This is a genomic window from Jatrophihabitans sp., assembly GCF_036388195.1.
Classification (GTDB): domain Bacteria; phylum Actinomycetota; class Actinomycetes; order Mycobacteriales; family Jatrophihabitantaceae; genus Jatrophihabitans_A.
The window spans coordinates 24,912-40,897 of sequence record NZ_DASVSG010000062.1 but is presented as its reverse complement, the minus strand read 5'-3'; the positions used below and the strand labels follow the sequence as shown (position 1 = coordinate 40,897).

Annotated in this window: 13 protein-coding genes and 2 tRNA genes; 1 reads left to right on the top strand and 14 read right to left on the bottom strand. The window is 67.5% G+C overall.

Going from position 1 to position 15,986, the window contains the following annotated elements; genetic code table 11:
* Window positions 1–18 precede the first annotated feature (18 nt).
* Window positions 19–1,290: a DUF1727 domain-containing protein gene (locus VF612_RS06290; protein ID WP_408658994.1), complete on the bottom strand. Its 1,272-nt coding sequence runs from the start codon at window positions 1,288–1,290 to the stop codon at window positions 19–21.
* 263 nt (window positions 1,291–1,553) lie between these two features.
* Between VF612_RS06290 and VF612_RS06285 the strand changes: the two genes are divergently transcribed.
* On the top strand, window positions 1,554–1,748 hold the full coding sequence (locus VF612_RS06285) for a hypothetical protein (protein ID WP_408658993.1): 195 nt from the start codon (window positions 1,554–1,556) through the stop codon (window positions 1,746–1,748).
* A gap of 44 nt (window positions 1,749–1,792) precedes the next feature.
* On the opposite strand, the gene VF612_RS06280 is transcribed toward VF612_RS06285, so the two are convergent.
* The 13 genes from VF612_RS06280 to gnd all read right to left on the bottom strand — a co-directional run bounded on the left by VF612_RS06280 (window position 1,793) and on the right by gnd (window position 15,794).
* The gene (locus VF612_RS06280; RefSeq protein ID WP_408658992.1) at window positions 1,793–2,014 is read right to left on the bottom strand and encodes a hypothetical protein; all 222 of its coding nucleotides are present in this window, start codon (window positions 2,012–2,014) and stop codon (window positions 1,793–1,795) included.
* 125 nt (window positions 2,015–2,139) lie between these two features.
* Window positions 2,140–3,399 (bottom strand): hypothetical protein, encoded by a 1,260-nt coding sequence (locus VF612_RS06275; protein WP_408658991.1) that lies wholly within the window; start codon window positions 3,397–3,399, stop codon window positions 2,140–2,142.
* Entirely contained in the window at window positions 3,399–4,520 is a 1,122-nt protein-coding gene (locus VF612_RS06270; protein ID WP_408658990.1) for an AAA family ATPase, read from the bottom strand. The genes VF612_RS06275 and VF612_RS06270 overlap by 1 nt, the downstream gene beginning before the upstream one ends.
* Window positions 4,517–5,053, bottom strand: a complete 537-nt coding sequence (locus VF612_RS06265) for a hypothetical protein (protein ID WP_408658989.1) — start codon at window positions 5,051–5,053, stop codon at window positions 4,517–4,519. Before VF612_RS06265 ends, VF612_RS06270 begins: the two co-directional genes overlap by 4 nt.
* 94 nt (window positions 5,054–5,147) lie before the next feature.
* Window positions 5,148–6,380, bottom strand: coding sequence for a DNA cytosine methyltransferase (locus tag VF612_RS06260; RefSeq protein WP_408658988.1), 1,233 nt, complete (start codon window positions 6,378–6,380; stop codon window positions 5,148–5,150).
* A gap of 158 nt (window positions 6,381–6,538) precedes the next feature.
* Window positions 6,539–6,614 (bottom strand) — tRNA-Ala (locus tag VF612_RS06255).
* Window positions 6,615–6,852: 238 nt separating this feature from the next.
* Window positions 6,853–6,926: transfer RNA gene (locus tag VF612_RS06250), tRNA-Ile, on the bottom strand.
* A 199-nt stretch (window positions 6,927–7,125) separates the two neighbouring features.
* Window positions 7,126–7,800 (bottom strand): DUF3566 domain-containing protein, encoded by a 675-nt coding sequence (locus VF612_RS06245; protein WP_408658987.1) that lies wholly within the window; start codon window positions 7,798–7,800, stop codon window positions 7,126–7,128.
* 7 nt (window positions 7,801–7,807) lie between these two features.
* Window positions 7,808–10,822 carry a DNA gyrase subunit A gene (gyrA, locus tag VF612_RS06240; RefSeq protein ID WP_408658986.1) on the bottom strand — a complete coding sequence of 1,005 codons (3,015 nt, stop codon included), beginning with the start codon at window positions 10,820–10,822 and terminating at the stop codon, window positions 7,808–7,810.
* Window positions 10,823–10,908: 86 nt separating this feature from the next.
* Window positions 10,909–12,867, bottom strand: a complete 1,959-nt coding sequence (gene gyrB, locus VF612_RS06235) for a DNA topoisomerase (ATP-hydrolyzing) subunit B (RefSeq protein WP_408658985.1) — start codon at window positions 12,865–12,867, stop codon at window positions 10,909–10,911.
* 205 nt (window positions 12,868–13,072) lie between these two features.
* A complete protein-coding gene (locus VF612_RS06230; protein WP_408658984.1) occupies window positions 13,073–13,591 on the bottom strand; it encodes a DUF721 domain-containing protein in 519 nt (172 codons plus the stop codon).
* Window positions 13,592–13,697: 106 nt separating this feature from the next.
* Window positions 13,698–14,840 (bottom strand): DNA replication/repair protein RecF, encoded by a 1,143-nt coding sequence (recF, locus tag VF612_RS06225; RefSeq protein ID WP_408658983.1) that lies wholly within the window; start codon window positions 14,838–14,840, stop codon window positions 13,698–13,700.
* Between the two features lie 30 nt (window positions 14,841–14,870).
* Window positions 14,871–15,794, bottom strand: a complete 924-nt coding sequence (gnd, locus tag VF612_RS06220; protein ID WP_408658982.1) for a phosphogluconate dehydrogenase (NAD(+)-dependent, decarboxylating) — start codon at window positions 15,792–15,794, stop codon at window positions 14,871–14,873.
* Window positions 15,795–15,986 lie beyond the last annotated feature (192 nt).

Genomic DNA, 15,986 nt, shown 5'->3' with positions numbered 1-15,986 from the left:
TCATCGCTGCCACCCTTCTCATCCCACTGCCACCCCGGTCAGCTTGGCCAGCACCTGGTGCAGCTGCCACATCGCGGTGTAGGTGGAGAACACCACGACCGTCTCGCCCGGCGCGACCGCGGCCGCCGCCTGCTGGACGGCCCGGCCGAGGTCGGTGTCGACCTTCTCGACCACCAGGCCGTCGTAGTGCAACCGCAGCGCCATGTCGGCCGCCCGGGTGCCCGAGGTGACCAGCCGTCCCGAGGCGCCGGCCAGCACCGAGGCGAACTCGACGTCCCACAGCCAGGACATGTCACGGCCGTCGGCGTAGTCGTCGTTGATCGCGATCACGGTGGCGGCCGGCCGCAGCCCGGTCACGGTCCGCAGCGACTGCCGGAAGCCGGCCGGGTTCTTCACCAGCTGCAGCACCACCCGGCGTCCGTCGAGGTCGAAGGACTGGCCGCGGCCGAAGGCGGGCTGCACCGCGCGCAGGCCGTCGGCGATGGTGGCGGCATCGAGGTCGAGGGTCAGCGCCAGCGCCGCCGCGCCCGCCGCGTTCTGGGCGTTGTGGGCGCCCTCGGCCTGCAACGTGATGGCCTCTTCGGTGTCGCCGATCCGCAGCGTGAGCTCGGTGGTCTCGCCCAGCTCCAGGGCCAGCAGCTCGACGGACGCCTTCAGCTCCGAGAACCGCACGTCCCCGCCGTACATCTCCTCGTCGGTGGGGAACTGCTCGCGCAGCGCCGGCGCCACCCCGAAGTAGCTGACCTCGGCCGCGAGTCCGGCAGCGACCGCGACCAGCCTCGGGTCGTCGCGATTGACCACGACGTGCCGGGTGGTCCGGGCCGCCACCTTGGCCAGCAGCTGGGCGGTGGTGTCGATCTCGCCGAACCGGTCGAGCTGGTCGCGCAGCACGTTGAGCAGCAGCAGCCGTTCGGGCTGGTGCACCTGGCAGAACCGGACCGCGTGCGCCTCGTCGAGCTCCAACACGGCGACGTCGGCCGGCGTCCGGCCGAGCCAGGACGACTGCTGCACCACAGCGGTCAGCACGCCGCGGACGAAGTTGCCGCCGGTGTCGTTGGTCAGCACCCGGTGCCGCTGGGCGAGCACGGTGGCCACCATCTTGGTGGTGGTGGTCTTGCCGTTGGTGCCGGTGACCACCACCACGCCGAGCGGCAGGGTGGCCAGCCGCCGGGCCAGGAACTTGGGAAACACCTTCTCCACGACCAGGCCGGGCAGCGCGGTGCCGCGACGGCCGACGGCCCGCAGCGCCAGCAAGGTCAGCTTTCCGAGCCAGATCGCGAGGATGTCCATGGTGTGCCCAGGCTACCCATCCGATGCCCGGCCACCGGCGTATCTCCCGAGGTGCCCGCCGGCTCCTCTGAGGTGTCGCAGGTTGCCCGGTTCGACACTCGCCGCCACGCCGAGGCCGAAACTTCACCCATACGAAACAAATAGGTGTAACACTTGGTAGCCGGTTGAACGCCGGTAGTAACCCTGAACCCACAGGGAGTGCTCGATGATCAGTACACCGCCCACCATGCTCCACGCCGCCGCTCACCCAGGTGGTGAGTGAGATGGCAGTAGTCCGGCACATAGTGCAGGTCGTCGGCGGCACGATCCGCAACGACCTCTGGTGCGACGAGTGCAACACCGCCGGCCGGTTCGAGATCGACATGCACGCGATGAGCACCCGCGGCATGCAGCCGATCGGCACCGTCCGGCAGTGCGTGCGCTGCGACTACGAGCAGCCGGCCGTCATGGACGGCTGAGCGCGCTGATCACCAGGGCCGGCTGAGCTACCGCACCTGCTGAACTACCGGGACTGGGCGATATTGCCGAGGATGCCGCCGCCGGCGATCGGGTCGGTGTCGCGGTTGTCGCCGGGGTCTTCCGCCTCGGAGTTGTCCCGCCCGTCCTCGGCCGCCTCGTCGATGTTCTCGGTCTCGGGCTGCGGGCCGTCCTGCGCGGCCTCTTCCAGGCTGTCTGCGCCACCCTGCTGCGCGGTGAAGTCCTCGGGGGGATTCCGGTCCGTCATGACGATCCTCGGATCTGCTCAGGCGTTTGGGAGGTGGAACTCGCCCGCCGCACAACGGCGGGCCTTTCCATCTTGGCTACGGCTCGCCTTCACCCGCAACTCTGCTGTTGGGCGTCTCTGGGTCATCAGGAAAGAGTCGCCATGTGGGCGTCGAGGATTGCAGACACCTCAGCGGCGAAGGTGGCTGGCGAACAGAGCAGCAGTTCGTCTACCCGCACCCGCTCCTCAAGGGATGTGATGGCACCTACTTCACCGGAGTACAACAGGAGAGCCTTGGGATACCGATGCTCCATGGTTGCGGGCCACAGCTCTTCGAAGTCCTTCAGATAGCCAAAGACCTTGACTATCGAATCGCGCCCATAGACGCTGTTCGGCTCGGTCGCCTTGACCTCGACAAGCGTCGTACAGGCTGCTCCATCCCGTCGGGTCGAGATCTGAAGGTCAGGACGCCGACCTCTGCCGTCCACCCCCGCATAGCCGGCCAGGAGCTCTCCGTACCTACCTGCCACGGGGGGTTTGCGATCAAAGCTGACCTCGACCTGGTAGCTGTCGCTGACCGCGAGGATGGCTGCATCGTGAGAGAAGTCCGCGCTGCTCACCAATTCGTAGCGATGCCAGTCCTCGCGCTGGAAGAGGCCTCGAGCGACGATGCTCAAGGCGAAAAGCTCGAACAAACGGTCATCACTCTCAGACGCGATCCACCCGCCGAGAAGCGCCTGACGCACGGCCGTGCTATCCCGCGCCGCTCGCGCCTGGCGAAATTCTGCCGCCCAGCTCCACAGTGTCCGGTACAGCCAGGACTCGGCGGCAAGCCACGGCGTTATCTCATAGCTTGCCCAGTGCGGATCCGGCGAGACCCGACGCAACGGCTCGGTTCGTAACAGGCGCTCTATTTGAGAGATTCCACGGCGAACCAGCGGGCTTGCCGTCAGCGATGCTGAGTCGGCAGCCGCTGTGCTCACCCGAAAGAGGTGGGCGAGAAAACCCACCATCGCGCCGTTGGCTTGCGTCTGCCATTCGTCTACGGTTCTGGAGGCAACCCACAGAGTCGGGTCTCGTCGTCGGACACGCGTGCGAATCGTTTCCCTTGGTTCCATCCGGCCTCGCAGCCGACCTGTAGACACCACGCGGACATGGTCACGATCCCGTCTCAGCTCGCGGGGAATCACCCGAGCCGCGGTTTCGGCCATCACCTGAAATTCGGGTGACGCGAGAATGTTCGCCACGAGAATGCCTTCCCAGTCCCTGGCAGAGAGCATTCTCACGAGGTCGGGCACCGTGGCCGGGCTCCAGTTTCCGAACATGGCGGGGCCCCGCCAGGAAAGGAAATCCAGCACTTCCGCTGTCCACAACGGCCTGGCCGCTGGCTGATCGGCTCCTGTCATCAGAACCGGGTCGAGACTCGCCGTCCAGTGAACACCGCAAGCTTGCCTTCGAGTTCGTCGACCAACTCCGATGGCGCTGAAACCAGGGCCAGCGCGGCTCGGAGCGCGCGGGTCAGCGCATCGTGTTGCTCAAGCGCACCCTCGAACTGGGGAAGCAGGAAGCCCTCCAGCGCATATGCCAGAGCTCCTCCCGGGCTTATGCCAGCAGTGATCATCGCTGCGATGTCCAGTAGGCACGAACGCGCGATTCCCGGACCCATAGACATGCCAATTGTGCGCAGGGTCGGCCCATCGTCGTCCACGTCCGACACGAACAGGTAGTAGAGAGCAGCCTTGAGCGCTTCTGGCCCCTCGGGCAAGAACTGAGCCCACAGTTGGTCGAGAATGGCCTCGAAATCAGACGGAGCCGGCACCGGCAGAAAGACAGTGCACCACCGCCGTGAGAAGGCGAACGACACCCTGTTCAGGGAAAGTTTGTCCCACGAGTTCATCGTGGCGATCATTCGCCAGCCCGGCGGAAGGCCGTACTCGCCGGACTCGAGGACGCCCGCTGGGCGCTCCGCATAAATCCGTACGCGCTTCTCGGACCCGGCCTCCGCGTGATATGGAAGCTCCAGGTCGAAGCCGGCCAGCAGGCCGAAGAGTTCGCCGAAAGCAGCATCGATGTCGGCACGGTTTATCTCGTCTATGCACACCCATTTGCCCTGTTCAGCCGCGGCGAGGACGAGGCCGGGCTGAAAGACCAGGCTCATGGCATCACGGGGGTCGGGGATGGGGCCGCCGATGACGTCGTCGCCCGTCCATTGACCCGTCGCCACCGCAAAGGAGTGCCGATCACCGACGGCGGCGTCCAGTACTGCTTTCGCGAGGGTCGATTTTCCCGTCCCGGGAGGCCCGATAAGGCGAACATTGCTGTGGGTCAGGGCGGCGGCGATACGTTGGAAGGTGTTCCCCGGCAGGATCAACTGCGACCCGGACGCGGCGTCTGCGATTCCTTGCGTCGAAATGGCCGATCCATCGCGCATCCCCTGAGGGCCGGATTCCTGCATCGTCACCCGGCCGACGGGCTCTGCCAGCTCAAGGCACACCTCGAGCACATCCTCGAGCGTCATCTCCGTCATGGGCCCGTCCGCAGAAGGTCGTGGTACTCGGGCACGAGCGAGGGGTCTGGATCGAAGATGGGAGTCCACTCCGAATCGGCTTCGAATGAGAAATCCGCACGGAACTGCTGCACCAGGGCATCGGGCGCGTCTGGCACCCCGGCGGCGAACGGGTGCTCCGGGCCCCACTCAGCCGAAGGTCGCTTATAGAAGAAAATCGCGCACGCGAGCGCTGGGATGCGACTTGCGCTGCCGGCCTTGGTCAACACCTTGGAAGCGAAGATCAGCGAGTAGTTCGGCGACAACTGAAGGTGGTTCCCGTCCCACTCCGCAGCGCCCCAACTGCGCACGAAGGTGTTTTTGCGATACGTCGCCATATTGCTGTGAAAGAAACCGGCCGGAAGCCATGCCCTGGTGAAAGGGTCGAAGTAGGGGTGCTGGCTGTCGCGAAGCCGGAGGAACTGATCCATGAACTGACGATCGTCGGCCTCGCTGTACGGAATCGGCGCCGTGATCCCCGCGCTGCGGTACTTGGGCGGCAGCAACGACCACACGTGACGGCTCTTCTGCTCCGGGACACGGGCTCGCCACTCCCCGAGTGTGCGTAGAGCCGACTTCAGTAGCGCTGGACTGATCCAGTGGGCCACTTCAGGCCGCCGCGATGCCGTGGCGAGCCAGGTGCTCTCGTAGCTGCACCCCCACGGCAGCGCTCAAGATCGGCGGCACCGCGTTTCCTATCTGGTGCGGAATGCTCGCGCCGACGAACTTGAACCTATCGGGGAACGACTGCAGCCGTGCTGCCTCCCGTCGAGTGATCGCCCTGTCCTCATACGGATGGGTGAATGCGCCGGCCGACACGTTGGTGAAATTGCAGGTGATCGTGTAGGACGGGCGGTCCGGGGAGAGACGGTGGTAGAGCGTGGTGCAGTCGCGGCGCAGCTCCCCCGTAGAGATCCGCCGCATCTTGTAGAACCTCTCGGGAAGGTCGTCCACCGGGATGGACCGGAGCCCCTGACCTGGCTGCAGCCGTGTGACGATGGACTCGGCCAGTGGTGACAAGGGCCTTGACACGTGATTCCACAGCTTGGAAGATCCGGCGCGCATCAGCTTCTGGTACTCGGTCAGCGGTACGTCGGCGTACGGCAGGGGCTGCATCTTCCAGTCAGACCCGATCAACGGCAAGTCACCCAGCGCGTCTGAGACCGTGCGGTGAGCGCGTTTCTGTCCTGCTTGGACTTCCAGGGACTCGGCAGCACCGAACCCTGCCACCGGAAACGTGATGTCCGAACCCAAGCGGCTGGCAAGGAAGAAGACCCGCTCCCGCATCTGCGGCACACCATAGTCGGCGGCTAGGAGGACGCGTCCGTGAACCTTGTAGCCAAACTCCTCGAAGGCGTCGACGACCTGTTCGCGAAACGCTCCCTTGCCCGAGATCAGGATGCCCTTCACGTTCTCCATGAGCACCGTCGCAGGGCGGAGATCGCCCACCAGCCGCATGAACTCGCGATACAGGAAGTTGCGCGGGTCATCGGCTAGGCGCTTGCCGTGGGTGCTGAACCCCTGACAACTCGGACCTCCGGCCAACAAGTCGATCTCGGCAACGCCGGCTTCGGCCAACAGGTCGTCTCCGGAGACCTCGCGCGCATCCGCCAGGAGCGCCTTGCCGGAGTGGTTGAGACGGAAGGTCTCCAAGGCGTGCTTGTTGAAATCCAGGCCGAGGGCTACCGAGAATCCGGCTGCCTCCAAGCCATAGGAGAGCCCGCCCGCGCCGCAGAACAGATCGATTGCGAGCGGCTTACGCGTCGTGCCAGGTCGGGCTTGAGCAGTGTCGGTGCTGCTACGCCGACTTCGTACTCCCACGGGACCTCCGAACTCACTCATCACGGACGAGCCTAGGGCGGCCATCTGACACCGACGCTGTGGTGCTCAGGTTAGTGATTTGGCCGCGCTAGCGCGGGATCTGCCGGGCGCGTTGCGCAGGCCAGCCACCGTGATGAGAGCCACTGCGGGGGAGGCAACAATCACTCGAGTCCTCAAGATGGTGGAGACGAGGGGAATCGAACCCCTAACCCCTGCCTTGCAAAGGCAGTGCTCTGCCAATTGAGCTACGTCCCCGGGCAGGGCCCGCAAAGCGGGCTCCCGAGACAACAGATCCTAGTCGCCAGCGGTCGCGGCGGGCGTTCACGGTTGCTGAGTGGCCTGCTTCCAGACCTCGCTGGTGTCCTGGCCCTTCTTGCGCTTCATCGCGTACTGCGCCCCGATGGCCGCGGCGGCGAGCATCAGCAACTTCTTCACGGGCTTCTCCTCGCTGCGATAGCCGGCCGGACCGAAGAACACCGAACGCCTTGCAGAGTGGGCCTAGGAGGACTTGAACCTCCGGCCTCATCCTTATCAGGGATGCGCTCTAACCGTCTGAGCTATAGGCCCGCTGCACGCTGACGCGCGAGGAGTGACTTTACCGGGTGGCTTCTCCGGCCCCAAACCGGCCCCTGAGCTGCCGCGGCCGGAGCTGCGTCCCGCGTACAAGCCCCACCGGGCCCGGCAGCAGCCCGCGCGCAAAAGCCGCACCGTCCCCGGCAGTGGCCCCTGCACAGAGCCGCACAGCGACCGCACAAGAGCCGCCGAACTACTCCCGTTCGGACAGGGTCACCTCGGTGCCACCGACCAGGTCGGCGCACAGGTTGTAGACCATCGCCCCCACCGTGCTCAGCGCGATGAACAGCACGATGTTGACCGCGCCGATGATGATCGCGCCGCCGAAGACCAGCGAGCCGGTGATGATGTCACCGGTCTTGTTGTCCCCGGAGATGGTGCTCACGGTCTCGTTGACCTTGTCGAACACCCCGGCGATGTCGAGGATGCCGTACAGCACCCCGATCATGATCAACCAGACGAAGAACAGCGCGATCGCCAGCACGCAGGAGAACTTGAATACCGAGTAGACGTTGATGTGGCTCAGCGTCAGCCGGGCCCGCCGCGGCTGCCGAACCCCGCGGTTGGAGCGGCGGCCGGCCCGGCTCTCCGCCTCGCCCGCAGCCGTCTTCATCGCGCCCTTGGCCGACGAGGCCGCCGACGTCGCGGTGGCCGCCGCCGAGGCCAGCTTGGCCGAGAAGCCGCCACCGGAGCCGTCGTCCGAGCCAGCTGAGCCGGACGAGCCAGGCCCGGAGCTGACCGTCGCCCCCGACCACCCGCCGGAATGCTGGCCTGGCGCCTGCCCCGGCGACACCTTGGGAAGGGTGGCGGTGTCCTGATCGGCGCCGGCGTTGCTGCCCCGGGCAGGCGGCGGATAGCCCTGAGTCATATCCCTGCTACTCCTGCTCCTCGGGTTCGTCAGCATTGCGGGCGATCGAGATGAGATTGACTCCGTCGGGCAGGTTGATCAGCCGCACGCCCATGGTTTGACGCTGTGCCCGTCGAACCTCGGCGACGGACGTCCGGATCACCACGCCGTCGGACGTGATCGCATACAGCTCGTCCTCGGGCCGGACGGTCATCGCCCCGACCAATCCACCTCGCGTCGAGACTATACGCGCGGTCAGGACGCCCTTCCCGCCTCGACCTTGGACGGGATACTCCTCGACCTTGGTCCGCTTGGCGAAGCCCCCGTCGGTGGCGATCAGGATCTCCATGTCGTCCTGGACGACCTCCATGGCCAGCAGCTCGTCCCGGCCGGAGAAGCGCATGCCGATCACCCCGGAGGTGGCCCGGCCCATCGGGCGCAGCGTCTCGTCGTCGGCCTTGAACCGGATCGACTGCGCGAGCTTGCTGACCAGCAGCAGGTCGTCGTCGGCCGAGATCAGGGCCGCGTCGATGAGCTCGTCCTCCTCGCGCAGGTTGATCGCGACGATCCCGCCGGAGCGGTTGGAGTCGAAGTCGGTGAGCTTGGTCTTCTTGACCAGGCCGGCCTTGGTGGCCAGCACCAGGTACGGCGCCACCTCGTAGTTCTTGATGGTGATCACCTCGGCGATCACCTCGTCCGGCTGGAAGGCCAGCAGGTTGGCCACGTGCTGGCCGCGGGCGTTGCGGTTGGCCTCGGGAAGCTCATAGGTCTTGGCCCGGTACACCCGCCCCTTGTTGGTGAAGAACAGGATCCAGTCGTGCGTCGAGCAGACGAAGAAGTGCGCGACCAGGTCGTCGGTCTTCAGCGCCGCGCCCTGCACGCCCTTGCCGCCGCGGCGCTGGGCCCGGTAGAGGTCGGTCTTGGTGCGCTTGGCGTAGCCGGTCCGGGTGATGGTCACCACCACGTCCTCGGCGGCGATCAGGTCCTCCATCGACATGTCGCCGTCGTAGGGGATCAGCCGGGTCCGCCGCTCGTTGCCGTACTTGTCGACGATCTCGTTCAGCTCGTCCCGGATGATCTGGCGCTGCCGGCCCGGCTTGTCGAGGATGTCCTTGAAGTCGGCGATCTTGGCCTCGATCTCGGCGGCCTCCTCCTGGATGCGCAACCGCTCCAGGGCAGCCAGCCGGCGCAGCTGCAGGTCCAGGATCGCCACCGCCTGGATCTCGTCGATCGCCAGCAGCTCCATCAGCCCGGTGCGGGCCGCGTCGGCCGACGGCGAGCTGCGGATCAGGGCGATGACGGCATCGAGGGCGTCCAGCGCCTTGAGGTAGGCGCGCAGGATGTGCGCCCGCTCCTCGGCCTTGCGCAGCCGGTACCGGGTGCGCCGCTGGATGACCTCGACCTGGTGTTCGACGTAGTAGCTGACCACCTGGTTGAGCGCCAGCGTGCGGGGCACCCCGTCCACGATCGCGAGCATCGTGACGCCGAAGGTCGTCTGCAGCTGGGTGTGCTTGTAGAGGTTGTTGAGCACCACCTTGGCCACCGCGTCGCGCTTGAGCGTGACCACGATGCGCATCCCGATCCGGTCGGAGGACTCGTCGTTGATGTCGGCGATGCCGGTCACCCGGCCGTCCCGGGCCAGGCCCGCGATGTTCTCCACCAGGTTGTCCGGGTTGACCTGGTAGGGCAGCTCGGTGACCACCAGAATGGTGCGCCCGCGGCTGTCCTCCTCGACGGTGACGACCGCGCGCATCCGGATCGAGCCGCGGCCGGTGCGGTAGGCCTCCTCGATGCCGTCCCGGCCCACGATCAGCGCCTTGGTGGGGAAGTCCGGCCCCGGGATGGCCGTCATCAGCTGCTCGAGCAGCTCCTCGGGCGTGGCGTCCGGGTGGTCGAGGGCCCAGGTGACGCCGGCGGCCACCTCGCGCAGGTTGTGCGGGGGCAGGTTGGTCGCCATCCCGACCGCGATCCCGCCGCCGCCGTTGACCAGCAGGTTCGGGATCCGGGACGGCAGCACCACCGGCTCCGACGACCGGCCGTCGTAGTTCGGCTTGAAGTCGACGGTGTCCTCGTCGATGTCGCGCAGCATCTCCATGGCCAGCGGCGACAGCCGGGCCTCGGTGTTGTGGGAGATGAAGCCGTTGGTCAGGAAGGCATGGTCTGCCGAGTCCACCCGCAGCGAGTAGACCGCCTGGACGCCGGCCGGAGCCACCGAGGTGACCGGAACCAGGGTGAACTGGCGCGGGTCGCCGCCGTCGTCGGGCAGGTGCCGGGCCTGGCCGGTGCGGTAGGCGGCGGTCAGGTCGGGCAGCAGCGGCAACGCCCTGGCCCAGCTCTGGGTGCTGAGCTCCGACGAACGCACCACCAGGACGTCGCCGGCGGTGATCTCGCCGAGCAGCTTCCACATCAGGGTCGGGACGCTCTGCACCCGGCCGATCACCAGCAGCGGGTGGTTGGCGGTGCCGGTCACCGACCGGTCACCGGCCGACACCGTCAGCACCGGATGCTCCCCGGAGTGGTGGAACGCGCTGACCCGGACCGGGACGCCGTCCCGGCCGATCACCTTGAAGTCGACCTCGGTGGTCGAGTTCGGCTCCACGCCGGGCGCCAGGTCGGCGATCGGGACGTCGCCGTCCGGGGTCGCGACCATCGTCTGGCCCACCACGCAGTACCGCATCGCGGCCGCCGGGTCGTTGCCGGGCGAGCCGAAGTTGCCCTGGCCGTCGATCAGCGGAGCGCGCATCGACCATGGCTGGGCCAGCCGCACCAGGGTGTCGTAGATCGCCGAGTCCCCGTGCGGGTGATAGTTGCCCATCACGTCGCCGACCACCCGCGAGCACTTGACGTAGCCCCGGTCCGGCCGGAAGCCGCTGTCGTACATGGCGTAGAGCACCCGGCGGTGCACCGGCTTGAGCCCGTCCCGCACGTCCGGCAGCGCCCGGGCGACGATCACGCTCATCGCGTAGTCCAGGAAGCTGCGCTGCATCTCCAGCTGGATGTCGACCGGTTCGATCCGGTCGATGGGCGGCGGGATCTCAGTCATGAAGGCCTTTCGAACTAGGGCAGGTCAGGCAGGAACGGCTGCGGGACGGTCCGGCACTGGGCGGGGCGGAGTCCACGGCAGCTGCGTCAGATGTCGAGGAACCGGACGTCCTTGGCATTGCGGACGATGAAGGACCGGCGGGCGTCGACGTCATCGCCCATCAGCACCGAGAACAATTCGTCCGCCGTCGCGGCGTCGTCCAAGGTGACCAGCCGCAGCATCCGGGTGGCCGGATCCATGGTGGTCTCCCAGAGCTCCTTGGCGTTCATCTCGCCCAGGCCCTTGTACCGCTGGATCGAGTCGCCGGCGACCCGGCGTCGGCCGGCGCTCTCCCCGGCCTGGATCAGGCCGTCCCGCTCGCGGTCGGAGTAGGCGTAGTCCGGCTCGCCCTTGGCCCACTTGATCTTGTACAGCGGCGGCATCGCGAGGTAGACGTGGCTGTGCTCGATCAGCGGGCGCATGAACCGGAACAGCAGGGTCAGCAGCAGCGTGGTGATGTGCTGGCCGTCGACGTCGGCGTCGGCCATCAGCACCACCTTGTGGTAGCGCAGCTTGGTCAGGTCGAAGTCGTCGTGGATGCCGGTGCCCAGCGCGGTGATCAGCGACTGGACCTCGGTGTTCTTCAGCACCCGGTCGATGCGGGCCTTCTCGACGTTGATGATCTTGCCGCGGATCGGCAGGATCGCCTGGTACATGGAGTCCCGGCCGGACTTGGCCGAGCCGCCGGCAGAGTCGCCCTCGACGATGTAGAGCTCGCTCTTGCTCGGGTCGGTGGACCGGCAGTCGGCCAGCTTGCCCGGCAGTCCCATGGTGTCCAGGGCGTTCTTGCGGGCCAGCTTGCGGGCCTGCTGCGCGGCCTTGCGGGCCCGGGCCGCCGAGGTGGCCTTGGTGATGATCAGCCGGCCCTCGGTGGGATTGCGCTCGAACCAGTCGGCCAGCCACTCGTTGCAGACCTTCTGGATGAAGGACTTGGCCTCGGAGTTGCCGAGCTTGGTCTTGGTCTGCCCCTCGAACTGCGGCTCGGCCATCTTGATCGAGACGATCGCCGCCAGGCCCTCGCGGATGTCGTCGCCGGTCAGCTTCTCGTCGTTGGGCTTGAAGATCTTCTTGTCGGTCGCCCACCGGTTCACCACCGAGGTCAGCGCGCTGCGGAAGCCCTCCTCGTGAGTGCCGCCCTCATGGGTGTTGATGGTGTTGGCGAAGGTGTAGACCGACTCGGAGTAGGACTCGTTCCACTGCAGCGCCACCTCGGCCGACAGCCGCAGCTCCTTGTCCTCGGCCTCGAAGTAGACCACCGACTTGTGGATCGGGGACTTGGTGGCGTTGAGGTGCTTGACGAAGTCGGCGATGCCGCCGGCGTAGTGGTAGGTCACCTCGCGGTACTCGTGATCGCCGCCGCGCTCGTCGCACACCGTGATGGTCAGGCCCTTGTTCAGGAAGGCCATCTCCTGCAGCCGGCGGGTGATGATCTCGAAGGAGAACTCGATGGTCTCGAAGATCGAGGCGTCCGGCCAGAACGTGACGGTGGTGCCGGTCTCGCGGCTGGGCTCGCCCTTGGCCAGCGGCGCGGCCGGCTTCTGGTCGACGTAGGGCTGGCGCCAGACGTAGCCCTCGCGCTTGATCTCGACCTCCAGCCGGGTCGACAGCGCGTTGACGACCGAGATGCCGACGCCGTGCAGGCCGCCGGAGACCGCGTAGGAGTCGCTGTCGAACTTTCCGCCGGCGTGCAGGACGGTCAGGATCACCTCGACCGCGGGCTTCTTCTGCGCGGTGTTCATGCCCACCGGCATGCCGCGGCCGTTGTCGACCACCCGGACCCCGCCATTGGGCAGCAGGGTGACCGCGATCCGGTCGCAGTAGCCGGCCAGCGCCTCGTCGACGGAGTTGTCCACCACTTCCTGCACCAGGTGGTGCAGGCCTCGCTCGCCGGTGGAGCCGATATACATCCCGGGACGCTTGCGGACAGCTTCGAGCCCCTCGAGGACGGTGATCGAATCTGCTCCGTATTCAGACGCAGCCTTAGCCGCCACTCGGTGCTCCTTCATCTGGACTGCTCTTCCAAGCTGTGATACGCGGTGACGCCACAGCGCCCCACCAGCGGGGGTCAACCTCACCAGTCTACGGGGTCAGCAGCCCACAATGCGGCTGGCAACACGGCTGAACGTTCCACAGAGCGATTTTGTGGCCACTGGTGAATCGGGATACCCGCGATCGCGCCACAGACCGGCTCCAGGCCGGCCCCTGACCGGCTCAGCCATAGGTGTCGCGCGCCCCGCGGCCGCCGTGCATCGACCAGGGGCCGTGCTTCCAGGACGGGGCCGACGGACCGGTGATGACCAGCTTGCGGACCAGCCCGGCCGGCAGCTCCCGGGCGATCCGGGCCAGGATCTGGGGCGCCATCAAGCGTAGCTGAGTGGCCCACGCGGTGGATTCGGCCGACACCTTCAGCTCGCCGTCGACCAGGCTGACCGGATGGCAGCGGGCGGCGATCTCCGCGCCCACCACGCTCGCCCACTGGCCCATCAGCCGGGCGTGGGCCAGCGGGCCCACCCAGCCGAGTTCGGCCATGGCAGTGGGCAGGATGCTGCCGATCAGCGCCGGGTCACGCTCGTCCGGACGGGCGCCGCTGTAGCCCCCGCCCGGCTTGTGCCGCCGCTTGAGCCGGGCCGGCCGGCCGCTCCCGCCCCGGCTGCTGGCTATCGAGCGGGCTGAGCGGAGCGCCCCGGCCGCGAGGTCGTCGGCAGCCGGTTCCTCACTCTCGGTGTCCACATCCGGAAACCCACCTGTGGATAACTGCGGAAATTCTGGGGACAAGTCTCGGTCAGCCTTTCCAAACCGGTCCTCGTCCCGGTGGATATCTTTGTTTACCTCATCCTCACCCGGCACGATGAACCTCACCGTCCGCAACCAGGTAGCGCGTCCCGGTCAACGCCGGCGGCACGTCGCCCAGCACCGCGGCCGAGATGAGCACCTGCTCGGCCTTGCCCGCGATGCTCGCCAGCTGGTCCCGCCGGGCCGCGTCGAGCTCGGCGAAGACGTCGTCGAGGATCAGCACCGGCTCCGCCCCGTCGGCCGAGAGCAGCTCGTAGCAGGCCAGCCGGAGCGCCAGCGCCGCCGACCATCCCTCGCCATGGCTGGCGTAGCCGCGCAACGGGAGCTCGTTGAGCCGGATCTCCAGGTCGTCGCGGTGCGGGCCCACCAGGCTGACCCCGCGCTCGATCTCCTGGGGCCGGACCCTGGCCAGCTCGGCCAGCAACGCCTCTGACAGGACCTCCACGGATGGAATTTCACCGGTGTCATTACCTGCCGGATCCACGACCGAGCTGACATAACTGAGCGCCAGCCGTCCGCTGGCCGGGGCCAGCTCGGCGTAGGACTGGGTTGCGTACGGCCGCAGCGCCGCCACCAGGGCCAACCGGGCGGCCAGCAGCTGCGCGCCCTGGGTGGCCAGGTGGCCGTCCCACACCTCCAGGGTGCGCAGGTCACCGGCGCCGCCGGCCCGCCGAGCCGCGCCGGCGGTCTTGAGCAGCGCCGCCCGCTGCTTGAGCACCCGCTCGTAGTCGGCGCGGACGCCGGCCAGCCGCGGCGTCAGCTGCACCAGCACGTCATCGAGGAACCGCCGGCGTTCGGACGGGTCGCCGCGGACGATCGCCAGGTCCTCGGGGGCGAACAACACGGTCCGCAGACCGCCCAGGATGTCGCGCGGCCGTGGCACCGGCGACCGGTTGAGCTTGGCCCGGTTCGCCCGGCCCGGAGTGATCTCGACCTCGAGCACCAGCTGCCGGCCGGCCGAGACGACGGCGGCCTGCACCACCGCGCGCTCGGCGCCGGCGCGGATCAGCGGGGCGTCGGTGGCGACCCGGTGGCTGCCCAGCGTCGCCAGGTAGCCGATCGCCTCCAGCAGGTTGGTCTTGCCCTCGCCGTTGGCCCCGAGGAACACGCTGGCGCCCGGCTCGAAGGCCAGGTCAGCCCGGGTCCAGCTCCGGAAGTCAGCGACGCTGAGGTGCTGGACGTACATCGAGGCCGCAGGGAAGCCAGGACGCCGGACTCAGGGAGTGCCGGGCGAGATGGCCTGCGAGGCGGTGACGCTGCCGACCGCTTCGATGGCGTGGCCGCCGAACTGGTTGCGCAGCGCGGCGACCATCTTCATCGCCGGCGAGTCGTCCTGCCGGGAGGAGAAGCGGGCGAACAGCGCCGCGGTGATCACCGGCAGCGGCACGGCGTTGTCGATGGCCGCCTCGACGGTCCACCGGCCCTCGCCGGAGTCCGCGGCATAGCCCCGCAGCTTGCTCAGCTCGGGGTCGTCCTGCAGCGCCAGCACCGCCAGGTCGAGCAGCCAGGACCGGATGACCGTGCCCTGCTGCCAGGACTTGAACGTCTCGGCGACGTTGTCCAGCAGCGGCGAGGCCGCCATCAGCTCGTAGCCCTCTGCATAGGCCTGCATCATTCCGTATTCGATGCCGTTGTGAACCATCTTGGCGAAGTGTCCGGCCCCGACCGTGGTGCCGGCGTGCACGAAGCCGCCCTCACCCTCGGGCTTGAGCGCGTCGAAGATCGGCTGGACCCGGGCGACGTCCTGCACCGCACCGCCGACCATCAGGGCATAGCCGTTCTTCAGCCCCCACACACCGCCGGAGACGCCGGCGTCGACGAAGGAGATGCCCTTGGCGCCGAGCAGCTCGGCATGCACGGCGTCATCGGTGTACTTGGAGTTGCCCCCGTCGATGACCAGGTCGCCCTCACTGAGCAGGTCGCTGAGATCTCTGATCGTCTGGGCGGTCGGGGCTCCGGAGGGAACCATGATCCAGACCGTCCGGGGCGCGGCCAGCGTGCTGACCAGCTCCTCGAGCGAGGCGACATCGCGTGCCGCTTCCGGCGACCGGTCGAAGCCGACGACGGTGTGGCCGCCGTTGCGGATCCGTTCGGCCATGTTGCCGCCCATCTTGCCCAGCCCGATGAGACCGATCTCCATGCTGCCCCCACCTCTCACTGTCGTGCCCGGTTGATCGTCGCGCCCGGCCGGCCGTCGTGCCCGGTCGGACTTGCGCACTTCGAGTTTCACCGTAGCCCGCTCGTCCGCGCCGGGGCACCCCGGTCCGTCCCCAGCAGCTATAGGTAGTTCTTGTATTTCTTAATAGAGCTAAGTCATCGTCGTCATAAGGCC

What these genes read in the sequence shown, in the direction of transcription:
- VF612_RS06275 (WP_408658991.1), bottom strand. Translation starts at nt 3,399, where the DNA reads ATGACAGGAGCCGATCAGCCAGCGGCCAGGCCGTTGTGGACAGCGGAA.
- VF612_RS06270 (WP_408658990.1), bottom strand. Translation starts at nt 4,520, where the DNA reads ATGACGGAGATGACGCTCGAGGATGTGCTCGAGGTGTGCCTTGAGCTG.
- recF (WP_408658983.1), bottom strand. Translation starts at nt 14,840, where the DNA reads ATGTACGTCCAGCACCTCAGCGTCGCTGACTTCCGGAGCTGGACCCGG.
- VF612_RS06290 (WP_408658994.1), bottom strand. Translation starts at nt 1,290, where the DNA reads ATGGACATCCTCGCGATCTGGCTCGGAAAGCTGACCTTGCTGGCGCTG.
- gyrA (WP_408658986.1), bottom strand. Translation starts at nt 10,822, where the DNA reads ATGACTGAGATCCCGCCGCCCATCGACCGGATCGAACCGGTCGACATC.
- VF612_RS06280 (WP_408658992.1), bottom strand. Translation starts at nt 2,014, where the DNA reads ATGACGGACCGGAATCCCCCCGAGGACTTCACCGCGCAGCAGGGTGGC.
- gyrB (WP_408658985.1), bottom strand. Translation starts at nt 12,867, where the DNA reads ATGAAGGAGCACCGAGTGGCGGCTAAGGCTGCGTCTGAATACGGAGCA.
- gnd (WP_408658982.1), bottom strand. Translation starts at nt 15,794, where the DNA reads ATGGAGATCGGTCTCATCGGGCTGGGCAAGATGGGCGGCAACATGGCC.
- VF612_RS06245 (WP_408658987.1), bottom strand. Translation starts at nt 7,800, where the DNA reads ATGACTCAGGGCTATCCGCCGCCTGCCCGGGGCAGCAACGCCGGCGCC.
- VF612_RS06285 (WP_408658993.1), top strand. Translation starts at nt 1,554, where the DNA reads ATGGCAGTAGTCCGGCACATAGTGCAGGTCGTCGGCGGCACGATCCGC.
- VF612_RS06260 (WP_408658988.1), bottom strand. Translation starts at nt 6,380, where the DNA reads ATGAGTGAGTTCGGAGGTCCCGTGGGAGTACGAAGTCGGCGTAGCAGC.